Annotated in this window: 21 protein-coding genes; 12 read left to right on the forward strand and 9 right to left on the reverse strand. The window is 70.1% G+C overall.

Annotation, left to right across the window (positions count from 1 at the left end; genetic code table 11):
* Positions 1–572, forward strand: a 572-nt coding sequence (locus VME70_15410) for a CDP-glycerol glycerophosphotransferase family protein (GenBank protein HTW21582.1), incomplete at its 5' end; no start/stop codon positions are given.
* 20 nt (positions 573–592) lie between these two features.
* On the opposite strand, the gene VME70_15415 is transcribed toward VME70_15410, so the two are convergent.
* Positions 593–769 carry an acyl-CoA carboxylase epsilon subunit gene (locus VME70_15415; protein HTW21583.1) on the reverse strand — a complete coding sequence of 59 codons (177 nt, stop codon included), beginning with the start codon at positions 767–769 and terminating at the stop codon, positions 593–595.
* Positions 770–776: 7 nt separating this feature from the next.
* Entirely contained in the window at positions 777–2,363 is a 1,587-nt protein-coding gene (locus tag VME70_15420) for an acyl-CoA carboxylase subunit beta (GenBank protein ID HTW21584.1), read from the reverse strand.
* A gap of 20 nt (positions 2,364–2,383) precedes the next feature.
* Between VME70_15420 and VME70_15425 the strand changes: the two genes are divergently transcribed.
* Positions 2,384–3,193 carry a biotin--[acetyl-CoA-carboxylase] ligase gene (locus VME70_15425; GenBank protein HTW21585.1) on the forward strand — a complete coding sequence of 270 codons (810 nt, stop codon included), beginning with the start codon at positions 2,384–2,386 and terminating at the stop codon, positions 3,191–3,193.
* 3 nt (positions 3,194–3,196) lie between these two features.
* Positions 3,197–3,697, forward strand: coding sequence for a PH domain-containing protein (locus VME70_15430; GenBank protein HTW21586.1), 501 nt, complete (start codon positions 3,197–3,199; stop codon positions 3,695–3,697).
* Between the two features lie 249 nt (positions 3,698–3,946).
* Here VME70_15430 and VME70_15435 read toward each other — a convergent pair whose 3' ends face one another.
* Entirely contained in the window at positions 3,947–5,317 is a 1,371-nt protein-coding gene (locus tag VME70_15435) for a DUF222 domain-containing protein (protein ID HTW21587.1), read from the reverse strand.
* A 126-nt stretch (positions 5,318–5,443) separates the two neighbouring features.
* On the opposite strand from VME70_15435, the gene VME70_15440 reads away from it, so the two are divergent.
* Positions 5,444–6,397, forward strand: a complete 954-nt coding sequence (locus VME70_15440) for a phosphotransferase (GenBank protein HTW21588.1) — start codon at positions 5,444–5,446, stop codon at positions 6,395–6,397.
* A gap of 42 nt (positions 6,398–6,439) precedes the next feature.
* Here the strand turns inward: VME70_15440 and VME70_15445 are convergent, their stop codons facing one another.
* From VME70_15445 to VME70_15455, 3 genes are read right to left on the reverse strand one after another with little or no spacing between them, the layout of a single operon-like run.
* On the reverse strand, positions 6,440–6,970 hold the full coding sequence (locus tag VME70_15445) for a DinB family protein (protein ID HTW21589.1): 531 nt from the start codon (positions 6,968–6,970) through the stop codon (positions 6,440–6,442).
* Positions 6,967–7,770, reverse strand: a complete 804-nt coding sequence (locus tag VME70_15450; GenBank protein HTW21590.1) for a class I SAM-dependent methyltransferase — start codon at positions 7,768–7,770, stop codon at positions 6,967–6,969. Before VME70_15450 ends, VME70_15445 begins: the two co-directional genes overlap by 4 nt.
* A 22-nt stretch (positions 7,771–7,792) precedes the next feature.
* Complete coding sequence (locus VME70_15455) at positions 7,793–8,128, reverse strand: DUF3099 domain-containing protein (protein ID HTW21591.1); 336 nt, start codon at positions 8,126–8,128, stop codon at positions 7,793–7,795.
* Here VME70_15455 and VME70_15460 point away from each other — a divergent pair.
* The 4 genes from VME70_15460 to VME70_15475 are packed head-to-tail and all read left to right on the forward strand — an operon-like array spanning position 8,013 to position 13,279.
* Positions 8,013–9,713, forward strand: coding sequence for a CDP-glycerol glycerophosphotransferase family protein (locus tag VME70_15460; GenBank protein ID HTW21592.1), 1,701 nt, complete (start codon positions 8,013–8,015; stop codon positions 9,711–9,713). The genes VME70_15455 and VME70_15460 overlap by 116 nt on opposite strands.
* A 10-nt stretch (positions 9,714–9,723) precedes the next feature.
* A complete protein-coding gene (locus tag VME70_15465) occupies positions 9,724–10,638 on the forward strand; it encodes a hydroxymethylglutaryl-CoA lyase (protein HTW21593.1) in 915 nt (304 codons plus the stop codon).
* The gene (locus VME70_15470) at positions 10,635–11,750 is read left to right on the forward strand and encodes a GNAT family N-acetyltransferase (GenBank protein ID HTW21594.1); all 1,116 of its coding nucleotides are present in this window, start codon (positions 10,635–10,637) and stop codon (positions 11,748–11,750) included. The genes VME70_15465 and VME70_15470 overlap by 4 nt, the downstream gene beginning before the upstream one ends.
* A gap of 11 nt (positions 11,751–11,761) precedes the next feature.
* Positions 11,762–13,279 carry an acyl-CoA carboxylase subunit beta gene (locus VME70_15475; protein ID HTW21595.1) on the forward strand — a complete coding sequence of 506 codons (1,518 nt, stop codon included), beginning with the start codon at positions 11,762–11,764 and terminating at the stop codon, positions 13,277–13,279.
* A 3-nt stretch (positions 13,280–13,282) separates the two neighbouring features.
* Here the strand turns inward: VME70_15475 and VME70_15480 are convergent, their stop codons facing one another.
* Positions 13,283–13,768 (reverse strand): GtrA family protein, encoded by a 486-nt coding sequence (locus tag VME70_15480; protein ID HTW21596.1) that lies wholly within the window; start codon positions 13,766–13,768, stop codon positions 13,283–13,285.
* A 35-nt stretch (positions 13,769–13,803) separates the two neighbouring features.
* On the opposite strand from VME70_15480, the gene VME70_15485 reads away from it, so the two are divergent.
* The 4 genes from VME70_15485 to VME70_15500 are packed head-to-tail and all read left to right on the forward strand — an operon-like array spanning position 13,804 to position 17,809.
* Positions 13,804–14,952 carry an acyl-CoA dehydrogenase family protein gene (locus tag VME70_15485; GenBank protein ID HTW21597.1) on the forward strand — a complete coding sequence of 383 codons (1,149 nt, stop codon included), beginning with the start codon at positions 13,804–13,806 and terminating at the stop codon, positions 14,950–14,952.
* 9 nt (positions 14,953–14,961) lie between these two features.
* A complete protein-coding gene (locus tag VME70_15490) occupies positions 14,962–16,065 on the forward strand; it encodes a 5-(carboxyamino)imidazole ribonucleotide synthase (protein HTW21598.1) in 1,104 nt (367 codons plus the stop codon).
* A gap of 26 nt (positions 16,066–16,091) precedes the next feature.
* Positions 16,092–16,580, forward strand: coding sequence for a 5-(carboxyamino)imidazole ribonucleotide mutase (gene purE / locus VME70_15495; protein HTW21599.1), 489 nt, complete (start codon positions 16,092–16,094; stop codon positions 16,578–16,580).
* A complete protein-coding gene (locus VME70_15500; GenBank protein ID HTW21600.1) occupies positions 16,577–17,809 on the forward strand; it encodes an isochorismate synthase in 1,233 nt (410 codons plus the stop codon). Before purE ends, VME70_15500 begins: the two co-directional genes overlap by 4 nt.
* Here the strand turns inward: VME70_15500 and VME70_15505 are convergent.
* Positions 17,806–18,504, reverse strand: coding sequence for a dienelactone hydrolase family protein (locus VME70_15505; protein ID HTW21601.1), 699 nt, complete (start codon positions 18,502–18,504; stop codon positions 17,806–17,808). The two genes, VME70_15500 and VME70_15505, sit on opposite strands and share 4 nt — an antisense overlap.
* Positions 18,505–18,599: 95 nt before the next feature.
* Positions 18,600–19,435, reverse strand: an 836-nt coding sequence (locus tag VME70_15510) for a thiamine pyrophosphate-dependent enzyme (GenBank protein ID HTW21602.1), incomplete at its 5' end; no start/stop codon positions are given.

Consider the following 19,435-nt stretch of genomic DNA (forward strand, 5'->3'; position numbering starts at 1 on the left):
ATCCCGCACACACGTCGCTGATGCGGACCGGGCCGACGTTGGTCGAGCTGCTGGTCGGGTTCCCGAACGTTCGCGTGATCTACAAGCCGCACCCCTTCACGGGAACCGTGAGTGCGGCGGCGGCGGCTGCGGACGCCGCGATTCGCTCGATCATCACGCGAGCAGGTGAGAGCCATGAGATCGTCGTCGGCCCGGTGCCGAGCCTCTATGACTGCTTCAACGCCGCGGACGTCCTGATCGCCGACATCTCCAGCGTGCTCACGGACTTCATCTCTTCCGAGAAGCCTTACATCGTGGCCAACCTCACTGGGCTCGCCGAGGAGACCTTCCGGGCGAAGTTCCCGAGCGTCGCGATGGCCTACCTGCTCGATCCCGCTGCGGAGCGGATCGGCGCAATTCTCGACCTGATCCGGGAGAGCGATCCGCTCGCGGAAGAGCGGCGCGATCTGAAGCGCTACCTGCTCGGCCCGGCCGAGCCGGACGCGATGACCCGCTTCGGGCTCGCGGTCGATGCGGCGTACGAAGCGGCGGTCGTGATGGCTCCGGTGCGGGTGGCGGCCGGTCGCGAGTAGCCGCGGTCACGCAGTTTCCGTCACACCTTCGTGCGGGTCCCCTTCACCAGGCCACTCGCGACCCATGGCGACAACGGCGTGCGCAACCGGTGTTCCGGCGCCGGCCGTGCCCGTGCCTTGGCCGCGATGACCGCCGTAAGAGCGGCCAGCTCGGCCTCGTCCGGTACACCGCCGCGCACGATCCGAAGCTCCGTCATGGCTGGCTCACAGCGGGATGTTGCCGTGCTTCTTGGGCGGCAAGGACTCCCGCTTGGTCCGCAACAGCCGGAGCGCTTGGATCACCTCGGCGCGGGTCGCCGATGGCTTGATCACCGCGTCGATGTAGCCGCGCTCAGCGGCGATGTAGGGGTTCGCGAAGTGGTCCTCGTAGTCGGCGATCAGCTCGGCCCGTCTCGCTTCCGGGTCCGCCACATCCGCGAGATCGCGGCGATGCAGGATGTTGACCGCTCCCTGGGCGCCCATCACGGCGATCTCGGCCGACGGCCAGGCGAGGTTGATGTCGGCACGCAGATGCTTGGATCCCATGACGTCGTACGCCCCGCCGTACGCCTTGCGCGTGATGATGGTCACCTTCGGGACGGTCGCCTCGGCGTAGGCGTAGAGCAGTTTCGCGCCGCGCCGGATGATGCCGTTCCACTCCTGGGCGGTGCCGGGCAGGAAGCCGGGTACGTCGACGAAGGTCAGCACCGGCAGGTTGAATGCGTCACAGGTGCGTACGAACCGCGCGGCCTTCTCGGACGCGTCGATGTCGAGCGTTCCCGCGAAGTGCATGGGTTGGTTGGCGACAATGCCCAGTGCATGGCCGTCGATTCGCGCGAACCCGCAGACGATGTTGGGCGCGAACAGCGCATGCGACTGAAGGAACTCACCGTCGTCGACCACGTGCTCGATGACCGTCGTGATGTCGTAGGGCTGGTTGGACGAGTCGGGAATGAAGCCGTCGAGGAACCCGTCGGGTTCGAGCTCGTCAAGGTTCTGACCGTCGTACGCCGGGGCCGTCTCCATGTTGTTGCTCGGCAGGAATGACAGGAGTGCGCGGGTGAGCTCGAGTGCCTCGGTCTCGTCGGCGGACATGAAGTGGGCCACGCCGGACTTCGTGTTGTGGCTGCGTGCGCCCCCGAGGTCTTCCATTGTCACGTCCTCGCCGGTGACCGTCTTGATGACGTCAGGACCGGTGATGAACATGTGCGAGGTCTGGTCGACCATGATCGTGAAGTCGGTGATCGCGGGGGAGTAGACCGCGCCGCCCGCGCACGGGCCCATGACGAGCGACACCTGTGGCACGACGCCGCTTGCCATGACGTTGCGGTAGAAGATCTCGGCATACAGCCCGAGGGCGACGACGCCCTCCTGAATCCGCGCGCCGCCGGAGTCGTTGATCCCGATGACCGGGCATCCGGTCCTCATCGCGAGGTCCATGACCTTGCAGATTTTCTCGCCGAGCACCTCGCCGAGCGAGCCGCCGAAGACGGTGAAGTCCTGGCTGAAGACGCAGACCTGCCGGCCGTCGATCGTGCCGTGGCCCGTGACGACGCCGTCGCCGTACGGGCGGGTGAGCTGCATGTCGAAGTCGTGTGCGCGGTGGCGGGCCAGTGCATCCAGCTCGACGAACGAGCCCTCGTCGAGCAACGCGTCGATCCGCTCGCGCGCGGTCATCTTGCCTTTGGCGTGCTGCTTGTCGATCGCGCGCTGCGAGCCGGCGTGCACGGCCTCCTCGGTGCGCTGCTCGAGCTCGGCGATCCGGCCGGCCGTCGTGTGGGGTGCGGGCGTCTCGTCGGGTTGCGCGCTCATGACGCCGTAGCGTACGGCTGATGCCGTCGCGCTGGAGTGACCTGGACCGCCCACCACTGTCGGCGGTTCGGCTCAACCACGCCCTGACCGCCGGACCGGTCTGGCGAGAGATCCGCGTGGTCGAGGCGACCGGGTCGACGAACGCCGACGTCGCCGAGGCGGCGCGCTCCGGTGCGGCCGAAGGCCTGGTTGTGATCGCGGAGGAGCAGCGCACCGGGCGTGGTCGGCTCGATCGCCAGTGGTCATCGCCGCCGCGCGCGGGCGTGACTCTGTCTGCGCTGCTGCGTCCGGACGTGGCGAGCGTTCGCTGGCCGCTGATCCCGCTACTGGCCGGGTTGTCGGTCGTGGCGGCCTTCGACGCCGTCGCCCACGTAGAGGCGGGGCTGAAATGGCCCAACGATGTGCTGATCGGCGGGCGCAAGGTGGCGGGGATCCTGGTCGAGCGGGTAGCGGACGCGGTTGTCGTCGGCATCGGGATCAACGTCTCCACCCGGCCCGAGGAGCTTCCGGTCGATACCGCGACAAGCCTCGCGATCGAGGGGGCCGCGACGGATCGGGAGATCGTGGTGCGGGAGGTCCTGCGCCGGCTCGCGGATCGCTACCGTGACTGGCTCGACACGGCCGGCGATCCGGGGTCGATCCTCACCGACTACCGACGTCGATGCGAGACCATTGGCAGTCCGGTCGAGGTGCAGCTGCCGGGGGGTGCGGTCGCGCGCGGGGTCGCGACCAGGATCGAGGACGGCGGAGGGCTCGTGGTGCAGGTCGACGGCTGCGAGGAGCGCACCTTCCTTGCGGGCGACGTCACCCACGTGCGGAGAGTGAGCTGATCGATGGCGTTCCCCGAGAGCATCCTCGACGACGACGAGCAGGTAGTTCGCAACCTGCGCCCGCACTGGCGACGGGTTGTCGTTCCAGTCGCACTCGTGCCGATCGTCGTCGGCCTCGCGTCGTACGGATGGTTCGCGCTTCCCTCGAACGGCGCGCGGCATTGGTTGCGCGACCTGATCCTCATCGCGGCCATCGTCGTCCTGATCTGGTGGAGTGTCCGGCCGTTGCTTCGCTGGGTCACGACGCGGTACGTCGTGACGAACCGTCGGGTGTTGATGCGCAACGGAGTGTTCTCGCGCACCGGCCGCGACGTTCCGCTCACTCGCATCAACGACGTGTCCTTCGGGCGCACGGTGGTCGAACGCATCATCGGTTCAGGAACGCTGACGATCGAGTCGGCCGGCGACCGCGGTCAGGTGATCCTTCGCGACGTCCCGCACGTCGAGGAGTGCCAGCGTGACATCTACCGATTGGTTGAAAACGAAGCCCAACGCCTCCGGTGAAAACGGGCTGAGCTGCACGCCTGCGGCGTTCTCCCTCGCTTGCGTGCCTTAAGACGCGGCGCTCGGTGCGGCCGGGCAGGCGCACAGCTCAACCCGTTTTCGTGGTTCGTGCATGGACGCCTGCGGCGTTCTCCCTCGCTTGCGTGCCTTAAGACGCGGCGCTCGGTGCGGCCTTGCAGGCGCACAGCTCAACCCGTTTTCGTGGTTCGTGCGTGGACGCCTGCGGCGTTCTCCCTCGCTTGCGTGCGGTTACCGGCCGACCCCTGGATCGTCGTCGTCTTCGTCGTCGTCTCCGGCGAGCCGGTATGGGGGGATGATCCGGGTGGTGCCGGCGGGGGTGGTCCATGCGATGGACCCGTCGGGCAGGGTGTGGACTGTCCAGTCGGCGTGGGTTTTGCACCGGTGGTGTCGCCGGCATCGGGGGCGCATGTTCTGCTCGTTGGTGGGTCCGCCGTCGTCGTGCGGGATGGTGTGTTCGGCGTCGCATCGGTCGGCCGGGATCGGGCAGCCGGGGAAGTCGCAGTGCGGCCGGACGGCTTTGAGGAACCGGCGGATGGCGGCGTTCGGCCGGTAGCCGGCTTGCCCGATCGCGATCAACGCGCCGGTGTCTTCCGCGGTGAGGAAGCGTTGCCAGTCGCCGTCGGCGGCGAGCTCCCGTAGGTGCTGCGCGGTGATCGGCCCGTACCCGGTCAGCTCGCCCGGGTCGTCGCGCAACCCGAGCAGGGTCTTGATCCCGCCGGTGACCTGAACCCCGACCCGGTCCCGCGTGGCCGGGGTGACCGGTTCGCCGGTGAGCGCGCCGGTGCACAGGTCGACCAGGGCGTCCGCCCGGGCCTGGTCCATGCTCCGTATCTCGCCCAGGGCGCCGGTCCTGACCTGTTCACGGTCGGCGCGCTTGTAGTCCTGCGCGAGGCGGGTCAGCCCGTTGATCACGGTGATCGCGTCCTGCGCCGGGATCTCGGCGTAGACCCCAGCCATCCCGTCCGGCAACGGCCAGAACGCCACCCGCCGGCCGGTGACCGCCCGGCGGCGGGCGGCGTCCGCGGTCGCGGAGGTGACCTTGAGCACCTCCCGGCGAAGCTTGCGTCGCCACGCCCGCACCTCCCGGTCGAGCTGCCAGGAACGGACCATCGCCCGGTCGACCTGCTCGGTCTGCCCGCCGGTCAGCCCGCTGGTCGCCTCGACCACCGCCCGGGCCATCGCCCAGCTGATCTCACCGCGTTCCAACGCCGAGCGGGTCCCGGGCAGCTCGCGGAGCACACGGCGCGCGGTGTGCAGCTCACCGGTCGCGGCGGTCACTGTCGCCCCGGTGATCAACGCGACCGTCTCCGGACCGAAATCATCGGTGCCGAACGGCCCGGACACCGTCTCCTGGGACTCCGCGGCCCGCACCACCGCCTCCGCCCGGCGCAGGTTCGCCCAGGCCAGGGACCGCTCCCAGCAGCCCAGCACCCGCTCGTGCTCACGGTCGCAGAGCTGCTCCTCGCGCAGGTGATCCAGCACGGACAGCATCCACACCCCGGGCGGCTCCACCTCGAGCTGGTCGAGCAGCTCGGACGGGGTCGCGCCGAGCAGATCCGCGACGCTGGCCGCGCAATCGGGCTCGATCACCTCGAACACGTGTTCGATAATAACGGAGCGCTTCGACAACCACGACGGCAATCCACAGCCTCCGGAGTCGGTCACCTTGGAGCGGGCTTTGTCGTGGTGGTTGCTGAACCCGGTCGGGGCGACAAACCTGGACCCGTGACCGACGGCTCGCCGACACCTGCAGCGGCCGAGCGCGCGGCCCCGGTGCGCGGTTCGGCGCCCGGACGCCTGATCGAGTCGGTCGTGCGCACGGTTTGTGGATGCGGGGTCGACCGGATCGTCCGGCTCACGGCCGGTGGTCTCAACGAGGCCTACTGCGCGCGGCTGGCGACCGGCGACCGGGTCGTCGTACGCATCGCTCGCCGGCCCGTTCCCTGGTTCACCGACGAGGCGCACGTCATGGCGCAGGCCGCCGCTGCCGGCGTGCCGACGCCGGAGGTCCTCGGCGTCGAGCACGTGGAGCACGGCGGCGAGCTGCTGTCGTTGTCCATTCAGCGCTTCGTGGCGGGCCGCCCGCTCGACGAGCTCGCCGACGAGTTGTCGCCTTCGGACGTCGAGCGGTTGGTGGTGGACGCGGGCGAGCTGCTCGCGCGGGTGCACGGCGTCGCCGCGAGCCTCGGCATCCGCCACGAGCTCCAACCGCCCGACGATCACCTTGTCAGCAGGGTCGTACGAGTCGTCGGCGAAGAGTTCGGTACGCCGAAGGCCGCGGCGGTCGAGCGCGCTGCCGACCTGCTCCGTGCGCGGGTGGCAACCGAGCGGCCGCCGGCGGTCGCGCTCGCCCATGGCGACTGGATGCCCAAGCACCTGCTGGTCGAGGACGGGACGATCGTCGGCGTCATCGACTGGGAGTTCGCCGGCCCCGCGTCGCCGGCGTTCGACCTCGGTCGCTGGGAGGTGTCGGTCGGCGACCGACTGCAGCACGGCCCGGAGCTGCTCCGCCGCGGATACGGACGGGTCGCCGATCCCGACTCCGCCGCTGCCGGCTGGGTCCCGGCGTTCGCCATCGACTGGGCGCTGGAGGTGCTCGGCTGGACCCATCCCGCTGACGCGGCGTATCGGCGGCGTTGCGTGGACGTGCTGGCTCGCTATGCAGACGCGGACCGCTAACGGCAAGGTCGGGGGCGCCTGCGCACTGCGGTCAGAGACTAGTCAGTCCCCGGTTGCACCGTCGATCGCTTCGCGAAGCAGATCCGCGTGACCGTTGTGTCGCGCGTACTCCTCGATCATGTGCACGAAGATCCACCGAATGTCACGCTCGCGCTCCGGATGGTCTCCTCTGCTCGGCACCACTGTCTCGAGCGAAAGGTCTGCGACGGCCGCGCGAGCCAGCTCGCACTCCGCGATGAAGGCGTCGATGTTCACGGCGGCATCTGCCGTGTCGAGCTGGGTGAAGTCCAGGCCGACGCCGTCGGGGTCGTACGGAAACGCGAGGTCCTCCTGCGCGGCATGCATGCGGAACCACCAGCGTTCGACCTCCGTCATGTGCCTGACCAGCCCCAGCAGGGTGAGCTGCGACGGCGGGACGGCATGCCGCTTCAGCTCCTCGGTCGTGAGACCGGTGCACTTCGTCAGCAGCGTTGCCCGGTGGTAGTCAAGCCACTGCTCGAGGCTGGCGCGTTCATCCGAGATCCGGTGTGGCTCGGTCCGCTCGACCTCTGGCGCCGTCCAGTCATCGCTCACCCGGCCACCCAACCACAGCTGAGCCGGAGCCCTTGTTGCTTCGCTAGCGGCTCGGGCCAGGAGGCCTCGCGCTTGTCGTCAGGATCTGCCGGTCCGCTTCGTAGTGCGCGGACGTGCAGGAACATCGGGATCCGGTGCCACGGTCGCGAAGGATCGGGGTCGGTGGGCTCACGGATCCGCTCGATCAGGAAGCCCGCATCCGCGAGCGCGTCGACATAGTCGCTGACCGGCCGATGCTCGCTGTGAAAGGTCATCTGCAAGCCGTCGCGCGCACACCGGTCGGAGTATCGGTGCGCGGCGTACCAGTCGGCGTCGACGACGAAGCGTGAGTCCGGGTCGTCCGAGTCCTCGAAGTGCCCGACTTCGTTGACCGGGTGAACGATGGCCAGTACGAGGACGCCGCCGTCCCTCAACACCCGCCCCGCCTCGGCCAACGCGCCGCGGTAGTCGTCGACGTCCTGCAGCGACATGAATGCAACGGCGAGGTCGGCGCAACCGTCCCGTAACGGGAGCCGCGCGGCGTCGGCCACGACGACCGGACCTTGTGCATCCGGATGCGTCGCGGCGGCGTGTGCCATCGCGTAGGAGCCGTCGAGAGCGACGACCCGATGTCCCAGTAGCGAAAGGTCGCGCGCGACCCGTCCCTCGCCACAGCCGATGTCGACCGTCAGTACGCCGGGAGCGGGTAGGAGGCCGAGCAGCGCCTCGCGATGGAATCGCCAGTAGCTGTCATGGTCAGGTCGCCGGGCCCATTCGATCCACTCCGCCGATGCCTCGTCCCAGGCGTCGCGAAGGCTCATGGCGCACAGTCTGGCGCGCGGCCTACTCGCGGTCCTCCGGCTGCCCGAGGTTGCCGATGATGGCCGCAAACGGCGGGATGACCATCGCGACGACAGACATCACGATCGCCGCGGTGATCGAAAACAGCCGCACGACGGTCCAGGACAGCGTGATCAGCCCGACACACGTGCCCATCAAGGCGAAGTAGGCGCGTCGCCGCGTCACCGTGCCATCGTGCCCCGATCTCCGCTTTGATAGTCGGATGCCCCGGGCGGTGTCGTTGCGCGACCGCGACGAACGGCGGCTGGCGATCGCACTTGTCGCCTCGTTCGCGGCGACGATCGCGGTCGCGATCGGCGCAGCGGCCGTGCGCAGCACGTGGGGCACGTTCGTCGCGCTCGCGGCCAGCGTGGTCGTCGAGCTCATGCTGTCCAGGCGCTCCAACGCGCTGGCCGCCGCGGTGCAGTGGGCCGGTGCGGGGCCGCCGGCGCGGACCGCCTTGCGGCTGTTTCCCGTGGTGCTGCTCGCCGGCCGGGAGTTCAGGCCGGCGGTCGTCATCGGTACGACGGCGTTCGCCGTCGTCGTCGTCGCCACGTCCATGGCGGCAGAGGCTTTGCGGTCGGTCATCGCGCGGATGAGACGGCTGCCACTGGTCAGCCGCAACCTCGACCTCGGCGACTTCGCCGTACCGGAGCTGCCCCCCGCCTGGCTCACCGACTCGGCGGACGCCGACGCCGGCTCCGCCGCGATTGCCGCGTTGGGCCTTGCCCTTGCGGTGTCGAAGTCGCACTCGACCGGCCTGGCCGCGTTCGGGCTCGCGGTCGCATTTGCGGTTGCGGCGAGCCCGGTGACCGTTCTCGGTCTCCATCTCAGCGCCCTCATGCGAGCCAAGCTGCGCGCGCGCCTGACAGAGGCAGCGACGACCGCACTCGAGACCCTCGCGCCCGAGGTGTTGCTCTACTTCGACGCGACGCCGGAAGAGCTCTACCAGGTTCGGATGTGGCTCGACCCGATCGGCCGACTCGGGCGGTCGGCGGCGATCGTGCTGCGCAGCTACGAGGTCTTCGATGCGCTCACCGATACGACGCTGCCCATTGTGTGCAGCCCGTACAACGGGACGATTGCCTCGATCCCGCTGCCCTCGCGAGTGGTGGTGCTGTTCCCGACTCACAGCGGCAACAACCTGTCGATGCTGCGCCGGCCCGAGACCCGTAGCGCCTTCATCGGTCATGGCGACAGCGACAAGCCGGACAGCGTCAACCCGTTCGCCCGCGTGTACGACGAGGTCTGGGTGGCCGGCGCGCTCGGCCGCCGCCGGTACGAGGAAGCGGGCGTGGGCGTCGCGGACGGGGCCATCGTGGAGGTCGGCCGGCCCCAGGTCGAAGGCGCCAGCCGGCGGCCGCCCAAGGAGCCGACCATCGTGTACGCGCCGACCTGGGAAGGCTGGGGGGACGACCCGCATCACAGCTCGCTCGGCCAGGTCGGCCTGCAGATCATCGAGCGGCTGGTCGATCGCTCCGATGTCCGGGTCCGCTACCGCCCGCACCCGCTCACCGGCCGGCGTGACCCTCGGCTGCGGGCGGCGCACCGGCGCATCGTGGCGCTGGTCGGCCAGGTGCCGCCCGACGAGCCGCTCGCCACGACGCTGGCCGGCGCGTCCGGCCTGATCGGCGACGTGTCGAGCGTCATCAACGAGTTCCTGCCGTACGACCGGCCGTACGCCGTACCCGACACCCGCGGCCTCGGCTCAGCCGGCTTCGTCGCGCGCTTCCCGTCCGCGGCCGCGGCGTTCGTCATCGGCCCGGATCTCGACCGGCTCGACGCGTTCGTCGCTGCCGCTCTCGGCGGCCCGGATCCGACGTCGACCATCCGCGGGGACCTGTTGGAGGTCGCGCTCGGCGATCCCTCGACCGGCCAGCAGCGCTTCGCCGACGCGGTGGGACGGCTGCTTCGCGCACCGTAGGGTGAGAAGCGTGAGTGACCTGCCCGCCGCGATCAGCGTGCGCGAAGTGGGCCCGCGCGACGGCTTGCAGAACGAGGCTCCCGTGCCGACGGACGCGAAGGTCCGGCTCGTCGACACCCTGTCCGACACCGGGGTACGCCGGATCGAGGCGGTCAGCTTCGTGCATCCGCGCGCCATCCCGCAGATGGCCGACGCCGACGACGTCTGGGCGTCGATCGCGCGCGCCGACGACGTGCGCTACTCCGCGCTCGTGCCGAACCTGCGCGGCGCGCAGCGTGCGCTCGACGCCGGCTTCCGCGAGATCGAGGCGGTCGTGTCGGCCTCCGAGACTCACAACCGAAAGAACGTCAACCGTTCCACTGAGGAGTCGCTTGACGACATCGCGGGGCTGATCGACCTCGCCCACCAGGCGGGCAGCTCGGTGCAGGTGATCGTCTCGACCGCCTGGGGATGCCCTTACGAGGGGGAGGTCCCGGTCGAGCGGGTCGTCACCGTGGCGAGCCGGGCGATCCGTGCCGGGGCCGACAGTGTGTCGTTCGGGGACACCACGGGCATGGCCACTCCGGGCCGCGTCACGCGCCTGGTCGGCGAGTTCCGCTCCGCCCATCCCGATGCCGCGCTGAACCTGCACTTCCACAACACCCGAGGCACCGGCCTGGCGAACGTGATGGCGGCGCTCGAGCTCGGGGTTGCCGACTTCGATGCGAGCGTCGGCGGGCTCGGCGGATGCCCGTACGCGCCCGGTGCGAGCGGCAACATCGCGACCGAGGAGCTCGTGCACATGGTCGAGGACATGGGGGTCGCGACCGGCATCGACCTCGAGGCGATGATCGACGCCGCTGCGACCGCCGAGCGGATCATCGGGCACACGCTGCCCAGCCAGGTGCTGCGCGCCGGACCCCGGACGAGGACCACCGCCGCGTGAGCGCTGCACCCACGACGGTCGTCTTCGACCTTGGCAACGTCCTGCTCGACTGGGACCCGCGCACGCTGTTTGCGCGCTTGATCGAGGACCCGGACGAGCTGGACCACTTCCTCGGCGAGGTGTGCACCCGCGCCTGGCACGACGCGCAGGACCGGGGCCGGCCCGCTGAAGAGGCGATCGCCGAGCTGGCCGCGAAGTTCCCGGAGTACGCCGATCTGATCGCGGCGTACTACGCGCGCTGGCCGGACATGACCACCGGCGCGATGCCGGCCTGCGTCGACATCGTGCGCGAGCTTCGTGGCGCCGGCATCCGGCTGGTGGCCCTGACCAACTGGCCGGCCGACACCTTCGAGCCGGCGCGCGACCGGTTCCCGTTCTTCGCGTGGTTCGAAGGCATCGTCGTGTCGGGTCAGGAGGGCATCGCCAAGCCCGACGAGGAGATCTTCCGCCGGCTCCTCGACCGCTACGACGTGGACCCCGCGACCGCGGTCTACGTCGACGACACGCAGGTGCACGTCGACACTGCAAGCCGACTCGGCATGACCGCCTTCCGCTACCGCGACGCGGCGTCCCTGCGCAGGGACCTCGCCGGCACCGGGTTGCCGGTCGCCGCCGACATCGGCATCCGGCCGGCAACGGCGGACGACCTGGCCGCGATCGATGCGATCTACAACCATTACGTGCGGGAGACCGTCTCGACCTTCGACGTCGAGCCGATGACCACCGGCGAGCGTGCGACCTGGTTCAGTCACTACGCCGCCTCCGGGTCGCACCGGTTGCTGGTGGCGACCCGTGAGGACCGGGTCGTCGGGTACGCGGCGAGCAGCCGCTTCCGGCCGAAGCCGGCGTACGACCCGTCGGTCGAGGTGACCGTCTACCTCTCGCCGGACGCCACCGGCCACGGCGTCGGCTCGCTGCTCTACCAGCAGCTGTTCGCCGAGCTGCGATCGGAGCCGGTGCACCGCGCGTACGCCGCGATCGCGCAGCCGAACCCGGCGTCGGAGGCGCTGCACCGGCGGTTCGCGTTTCAGGAGGTCGGAACGTTGCACGAGGTCGGCCGCAAGCACGGGCGCTGGGTCGACGTGCTGTGGATGCAACGACCGGTGCCGTAGCCTTCGGCTTCGTGAGCGACCTCCACGACCAGCGCAGCCGGATCGAGGCCGGTGGCCCGCAGAAGTACCACGAGGCGAACGCCGAGAAGGGCAAGCTGTTCGCGCGTGAGCGGATCCGGCTCCTCGTCGACGAGGGCTCGTTCGTCGAGGACGGGATGTTCGCCAACGCGCTCGCCCCGGATTTGCCCGCCGATGGCGTCATCACGGGCGTCGCGCGGGTCGATGGGCGCCCGGTCGCGGTCATGGCCAACGACTCGACGGTCAAGGCCGGCTCGTGGGGAGCGCGCACCGTCGAGAAGATCGTGCGGATCATCGAGCAGGCCTACCGGCTCGGCATGCCGATGGTGTGGCTGGTCGACTCCGCCGGCGCACGGATCACCGACCAGATCCAGATGTTCCCCGGCCGCCGGGGCGCCGGGAAGATCTTCGAGAACCAGGTCCGGGCGAGCGGTGCGATCCCGCAGGTGTGTGCGCTGTTCGGCCCGAGTGCTGCCGGCGGTGCCTACATCCCCGCGTTCTGCGACGTGGTGGTCATGGTCGACGGAAACGCCTCGATGTATCTCGGCTCGGCCCGCATGGTCGAGATGGTCACGGGCGAGGTCACCACGCTCGAGGACATGGGCGGCGCGCGCATGCATTGCACGGTGTCCGGCCTCGGCCACTTCCTCGTCGACGACGAGCCCACCGCGATCGAGACCGTCCGCAGCTACCTGTCCTACCTGCCGTCGAGCTGGATCCAGGCACCACCGGTGACGGAGCCGGCGCCGCCGGGCAAGGGCGACCTCCGCGCGCTGATCCCCGAGCAGGAGCGGCAGGCCTACGACATGCGCCGCTACGTCAAGGCGCTGGTCGACACCGACTCCTTCTTCGAGATCCACGCGTTGTGGGCCAAGGAGGTCGTCGTCGGGTTCGCGCGGCTCGACGGGCAGCCGGTCGGCATCGTCGCCAACAACCCGATGATCAAAGGCGGGGTGCTGTTCGTCGACTCCGCGGACAAGTGCACGCGGTTCATCGACCTGTGCGACGCGTTCAACCTGCCGCTGCTGTTCCTTGCCGACGTTCCGGGCTTCATGGTGGGCACTGCGGTCGAGCGGGCCGGCATCATCCGGCACGGTGCGAAGATGATCAGCGCGGTGTCGGATGCGACGGTCCCGAAGATCTGCGTGGTCGTCCGCAAGGCTTACGGCGCCGGTCTCTATGCGATGTGCGGACCGGGATTCTCACCGGACGCGACGCTTGCGCTGCCGACCGCGATGATCGCGGTCATGGGCGCCGAGGCGGCCGTCAACGCGGTCTACTACAACCGCATCATGGCGATCGACGACGAGGCCGAGCGGGCAGATTTCGTCCGGTCGAAGCGCGAGGAGTACGACGAGGACATCAACATCGTGCGACTGGCCGGCGAGCTCGTGGTCGATGCCATCGTCGAGCCGGAGGACCTGCGCGCAGAGCTGATCGAGCGGTTCGCGGTGTACCGGTCGAAGGATCGCGAGTTCTCGCACCGCCGCCACTCGGTGCGCCCGGTCTGACCCTCAGACCAGCGCTTCGTGCGCGGCGCTGTCCGTCGGATCGGGGTCGGAGGTCTCGCGGAACACCCAGCGGCGGAAGGACCAGAACCGCCAGACCGTGCCGAGCAGCGTGCCGATCAGCGTCGAGGAGATGTTGTAGGCCAGCGGCGAGTGGTAGCCGAGGACGTACTCACTGAACCCCACCGGGAGCTCCGAGATCACCAGCCCGACCGCGGACAGGAGCAGGAACAGCGGCAGCTCGCGCCGTACTCCGGTCTGGTCCCTGTCCTTCCAGGTCCAGTGCCGGTTGGCGAAGTACGACAACACCGCCGCGATGATCGTTGCGAGCCCGAAGCTGGTCAGCGGTCCCATGTTGAGGCCGAAGTGGAACGCGTTCGACAGCGCGCTCGTCAGCGCGAACGCGATCGCGCCGATCACGCCGAACTTGGCGATCTCGTGAATGAGGTGCTCGAAGGTCTCGTACATGCGACGGACCCACGAAGCGACCATGCTTCAACCCTACGGGGCATGCGAGCATGGACGGCGTGGACCATCGGCTCGACGACGAGCATGAGGCGCTGCGCAAGAGCGTCGAGGCATTCGCCCGCGAGGTAGTCGCACCGCAGGCGGCGGAGGCCGACCGCACCGGCGAGTTCCCGTACCCCGTGATTCGTCAGATGGGTGAGATGGGGTTGTTCGGCCTGCCGTTCCCCGAGGAGTACGGCGGGATGGGCGGGGACTTCCTCGCGCTGTGCATCGCGATCGAGGAGCTTGCCCGCGTCGACTCGAGTGTTGCGATCACCCTCGAGGCCGCCGTCGGCCTCGGATCGATGCCCGTGTACCGGTTCGGCAACGACGAGCAGAAGCAGCGCTGGCTGCCGTCGCTGTGCAGCGGCGCGGCACTCGCCGCGTTCGGGCTGACCGAGCCGGGCGGCGGCTCTGATGCCGGCAATCCGCGCACGCGCGCCGTGCTCGACGGCGGAGAGTGGGTGATCAACGGCACCAAGGCCTTCATCACCAACTCCGGCACCGACATCACCAAGCTGGTGATCGCGCTCTGCCGTACGGGTGAGACGGCGGACGGCCGGCCCGAGCTCACCTCGATCATGGTGCCGCTGCCCAACGAGGGGTTCAGCGCGTCCAAGAAGTACGACAAGGTCGGCTGGCACGCGAGCGACACCCGCGAGCTGTCCTTTGTCGACTGCCGCGTGCCGGACGACAGCGTCCTCGGCGAGCGTGGACGCGGCTACGCGCAGTTCCTCTCGACCCTCGACGAGGGCCGGATCGCGATCAGCGCGCTCGCGGTCGGTCTCGCGCAGGGCTGCGTGGACGAGTCGGTGCGCTATGCCCACGAACGGCAGGCGTTCGGCGCCCCGATCGGGACCTACCAGTCGGTGGCCTTCCGGATCGCCGACATGGAGGCGCGCACGCACGTGGCCCGCTGCGCCTACCGCGACGCGGTGCACCGGATGCTGAGCGGCGCGGCGTTCAAGCGGGAGGCGGCGATCGCGAAGCTCTACTCCTCGACGATTGCCGTCGACAATGCGCGCGACGCGACCCAAGTGTTCGGCGGCTACGGGTTCATGAACGAGTTCCCCGTCGCCCGGCACTGGCGCGACGCCAAGGTGCTGGAGATCGGCGAAGGCACCTCGGAGATCCAGCGCATGTTGATCGCCCGCGAGCTGGGGCTCTAGGGCGGCCCGATGCCTGACAGCGTGACCGGGTTGCCGGTCGTGGGAATGGTCGGCGCCGGGCAGCTGGCCCGGATGACCCACCAGGCGGCGATCTCGCTCGGCCTGTCGCTGCGCGTGCTCGCCGACTCCCCGACCGATGGCGCAGCGCTCGTCACCCCGGGCGTCGAGATCGGCGCGGCTGATGACCCGGACGCCGTGCAGCGCTTCGCCAAGGCCTGCGACGTCGTGACCTTCGACCACGAGCACGTGCCGGGCGAGCTGATTCGCGAGCTCGCCGGCTCCGGCGTACCCGTTCACCCGGGAGCCGATGCGCTGCACTACGCCCAGGACAAGCGGGCGATGCGGCGGCGGCTCGAGGAGATCGGGCTCATCGTCCCGGTCTGGTCCGACGACCCGTCCGCGCTGCCGAGGCCCTACGTCGCGAAGGCGGTCAAGGGCGGGTACGACGGGCGCGGCGTGTGGTTCGTCGACGAGGGCGACTCGCTGCCCGAGGTCGACCTGATCGTCGAAGAGCGGGTGTCAATCGTCCACGAGCTGGCCATCCAGGTTGCGCGCACGCCGTCCGGCCGCGTGCGGTGCTGGCCGGTGGTCGAGACCGTGCAGCGGGACGGGATCTGTGTCGAGGTGGTCGCCCCCGCGCCCCGCCTGAGCACCTCGCTCGCGGCTGAAGCCGAACGCATCGCCACCCGGATCGCGGTCGAGCTCGACGTGGTCGGCGTACTCGCCGTCGAGCTGTTCGAAGCGCCGAACGGTCTGGTCGTCAACGAGCTCGCGATGCGGCCGCACAACTCCGGCCACTGGTCGATCGAGGGGTCGACCACGGACCAGTTCGAGCAGCATCTGCGCGCGATTCTGGACTGGCCGCTCGGTGACGTCCGGCCACGGGCGAGGGTGACCGTCATGGTCAACGTGCTCGGCGGACCGTCGACCGACCTCGCGGCCAGCCTGCCGGCCGCGCTCGAGGCCGCGCCGACCGCGTCGATCCACCTCTACGGGAAAGCTGCTCGACCGGGGCGCAAGATCGGCCACGTGACCGTGTTGGGGGACGACCTGGTCGATGCGCGGGCGGCCGCGCGCCGAGCGGCGTCGATCCTGAGCGGGGAGGGCCAGTGAGCGGCAACGCGTCGGTCGGCATCGTGATGGGCAGCGACTCGGACTGGGCGACCATGCAACCGGCCGCGGCCGTGCTGGCCGACTTCGGTGTCGAGACCGAGGTGCGGGTCGTCTCCGCTCATCGCACACCGCAGGACATGCTGGAGTACGCCGCGAACGCCGCCGGCCGCGGGCTTCAGGTCATCATCGCGGGCGCCGGCGGTGCGGCTCATCTGCCCGGGATGCTCGCCTCGTCGACGCCGCTCCCGGTGATCGGCGTCCCGGTCCCGTTGGCCCATCTCGACGGAATGGACTCGCTGCTGTCGATCGTGCAGATGCCGGCCGGCGTACCGGTTGCGACGGTATCGATCGCGGGCGCGCGCAACGCCGGGCTGCTCGCGGTGCGCATCCTGGCAACGTCGAACGACGCGCTGCGCGAGCAGATGGTGCGCTTCCAGGACGAGCTGAAGGAGACCGCGCGGAGCAAGGACACCGCGCTGCGCGCCCAGCTCGGCGACGGCTCGAGTCCACGGTGACGCAGGCGAGCACGGCTGCGGCGCCCGGCCCGCTGGTCGCGTGGACGGTCGAGGTCGACGACCCGGGCGAGCTGCTGACCTGGCTCCCGGCGGGGGAGTCGTTTGCGTTTCTGCGCGGTGGTGACGGGATCGTCGGATGGGGTGAGGCGGCTCGGCTCGCCACCGACTCGGCGGCGGACGTGCAGGAGCTGCTCGGCTCGATCACGACCCGCGACGACGTCGGTGTCGCCGGCTGCGGCGCGGTCGCCCTGGTCTCGCTCGGTTTCGCCCCCGGTGTCGACGCATCGGTTGTCGTGGTGCCCAAGGTGGTCCTCGGTCGCCGCGAGGGCCGCAGCTGGCTGACCCTCGTCACACCGCCCGGAGCGGTCGAGGTCCCTGCACTGCGCCGCCGGCCGGTCGCGGCCGCCAGCAACCCGCCCACCGCCGTCTCTGCTGAGCTGCCGAGCGAGGCCGAGTGGCACGAGGTGATCGCGACGGCGGTGACCGCGCTGCGCACCGGCCGGCTCGAGAAGGTGGTGCTCGCGCGGGCCATCGAGGTGACCGCCCAGTCCGACCTCGACGGGCGGGCGGTGGCGGCCCGGCTGGCCCGCCGTTTCCCGTCCTGCTTCACGTTCCTGTGCGACGGGTTGGTCGGCGCATCTCCCGAGCTGCTGATCCGCCGCCTCGGCCGGCACGCCGAGTCGCTCGTGCTGGCCGGAACCGTACGCCGCGGAGCCACCCCCGAGGAGGATGCCGAGCTCGAGCGCGAGTTCCTGGCCTCGACGAAGGACGCCGAGGAGCATCGGTTCGCTGCCGAGTCGGTGCGCGACCTGCTCGCCGAGGTCGCAATCGACGTCGTCACCGACGAGCGCCCGCAGCTGCTGCGGCTGGCCAACCTCAGTCATCTGGCCACCCATGTCGACGCCTGGCTGCCGGTGCCCGCACCTTCGGCGCTGGCGCTCGCCGCGCTGCTGCATCCGACCGCCGCCGTCGGCGGCACGCCGCGGCCGGCAGCGTTGGAGCTGATCCGGGAGCTCGAGGCGGCACCGCGCGAGCGTTACGCCGCGCCGATCGGGTGGGTCGACGCCAACGGCGACGGCGAGTTCGCGATCGCGCTGCGATGCGCGCAGATCAGTGGCCCGCGGGCCCGGCTGTGGGCGGGCGGCGGCATCATCGGCGACTCCGACCCGGCCGCGGAGGTCGCCGAGACGACGGTGAAGTTCGACGCGGTGTTGTCCGCGCTCGGTTAGTCGAGGCGCCGGCGCAGGAAGTCCACGGCGCGCTGCCAGGCGATGCCGGCCTGGGTTTCGTCGTACGTGCCGAGCTTGTCGAACTGGTTGTGGAAGGCGTGGCCGGCCGGGTAGAAGAAGAACTCGACCTCGGTCCCGGACTCGCTGCGGATCTGCGCTTCTTGCGCCCGCGCGTCGTCGGCCGGATAGAACTCGTCGTTCTCCGCGTAGTGGCCCTGCACGGCCGCGGTGATGCCGTTGAACTGGTCGGGTACGCCGGGACCGACGCCGTAGAAGGGCACGGCTGCTCCGACCTTCTCACCCTGCTGCGCGGCCAGCAGCAGCACGAACCCGCCGCCCATGCAGAAGCCGATCGCGCCGACCTGGGTTCCGGTGACCGCGTCGAGCCCGAGCAGGTAGTCGACCGCGCCACCGAGGTCGCGGGCCGCCTGGTCGACCGGAAGCGCCGACATCATCGCGCCCGCCTCGTCCGAGTCGTGTGCGACCTTGCCGCCGAACAGGTCCGGCGCGAGGGCCACGAAGCCTTCGGCGGCCAGCCGGTCGGTGGCACCGGCGACGTAGTCGTCGAGGCCCCACCACTCCTGGATCACGATCACCCCCGGACCGCTGCCGGACGGCGGAAGCGCGAGGTAGCCGTGTGCGGTCCCGCCGTTGCTGGGGAACTCGACGTTCTGGCGCGGGTTCTCGTCTGCCATCGATCGATCCTTCGGGTCGAGGGAGCGTGCTCCTTCCGTGACCTTACGGCCGGACGTCATGAAGGGTTCCCGCCGGGTGGGCTTCCAACGCGACGTCAGAGGTGCGGATTGATCGCGCGCAGCCGGGCGTGCAGGGCGGCGTTCTCCCCGCGGTCGGTGCGGATCTCGACGATGCGTAGGCCGCTCGGGTTGCTGAGCAGGTCGGCGAGCCCAGCGGCGTGGGTGACCAGACGGTGTTCGACGTCGTACGCCGCGGCGAATCGTTCCAACGACAGGCCGTGCGGCGTTCCGAACAGTCGCTCGAAGTCGGCCGGCGCGACCGCGCTGCGCTGTGGCAACAGCGAGAAGATGCCGCCGCCGTCGTTGTTGATCACGATGTAGGTGACGTCCGGGCGCCGGTCCGGACCGGGCAGCAGGCCGTTGCTGTCGTGCAGCAGGGAGAGGTCGCCACAGAGCGCGACGGTGGGTCCTCCGGCACGCGCGATCGCGATCCCCTGGGCGGTCGACACGAACCCGTCGATCCCGCTCACGCCGCGGTTGGCGAGCACCTGGATGGTCTCGCGCGGGTGCATCACCACGTCGAGATCGCGGATCGGCATCGATGAGCTGACCACCAGTGCCGTGCCGTCGGGGACCAGGTGTGCGACGTCACGCGCGACGCGCGGCTCGCTCAGCCGGTCGGTCTCGTCGAGTGCCGCGTCGACGGCGGCCGCCACGGAACCTGCGGCCGAGTGCCACGCGAGGGCCCACTCGGCGGGCGCCGGAGGAACGTCGACCTTCGCGAGCACGTCAGCCGGCGCGTAGACAACCGCCTGCGCCGCGCGGGTGACATCCCATGGACCGCCATCGGGCGACAGGACGACGTGGGGTACGCCGGCCAGCCACTCGAGCAGCGGTCGCGACAGGCCCACTCTGCCGACGACAAGGACCA

It is taken from the genome of Mycobacteriales bacterium, from assembly GCA_035504215.1.
Classification (GTDB): domain Bacteria; phylum Actinomycetota; class Actinomycetes; order JAFAQI01; family JAFAQI01; genus DATAUK01.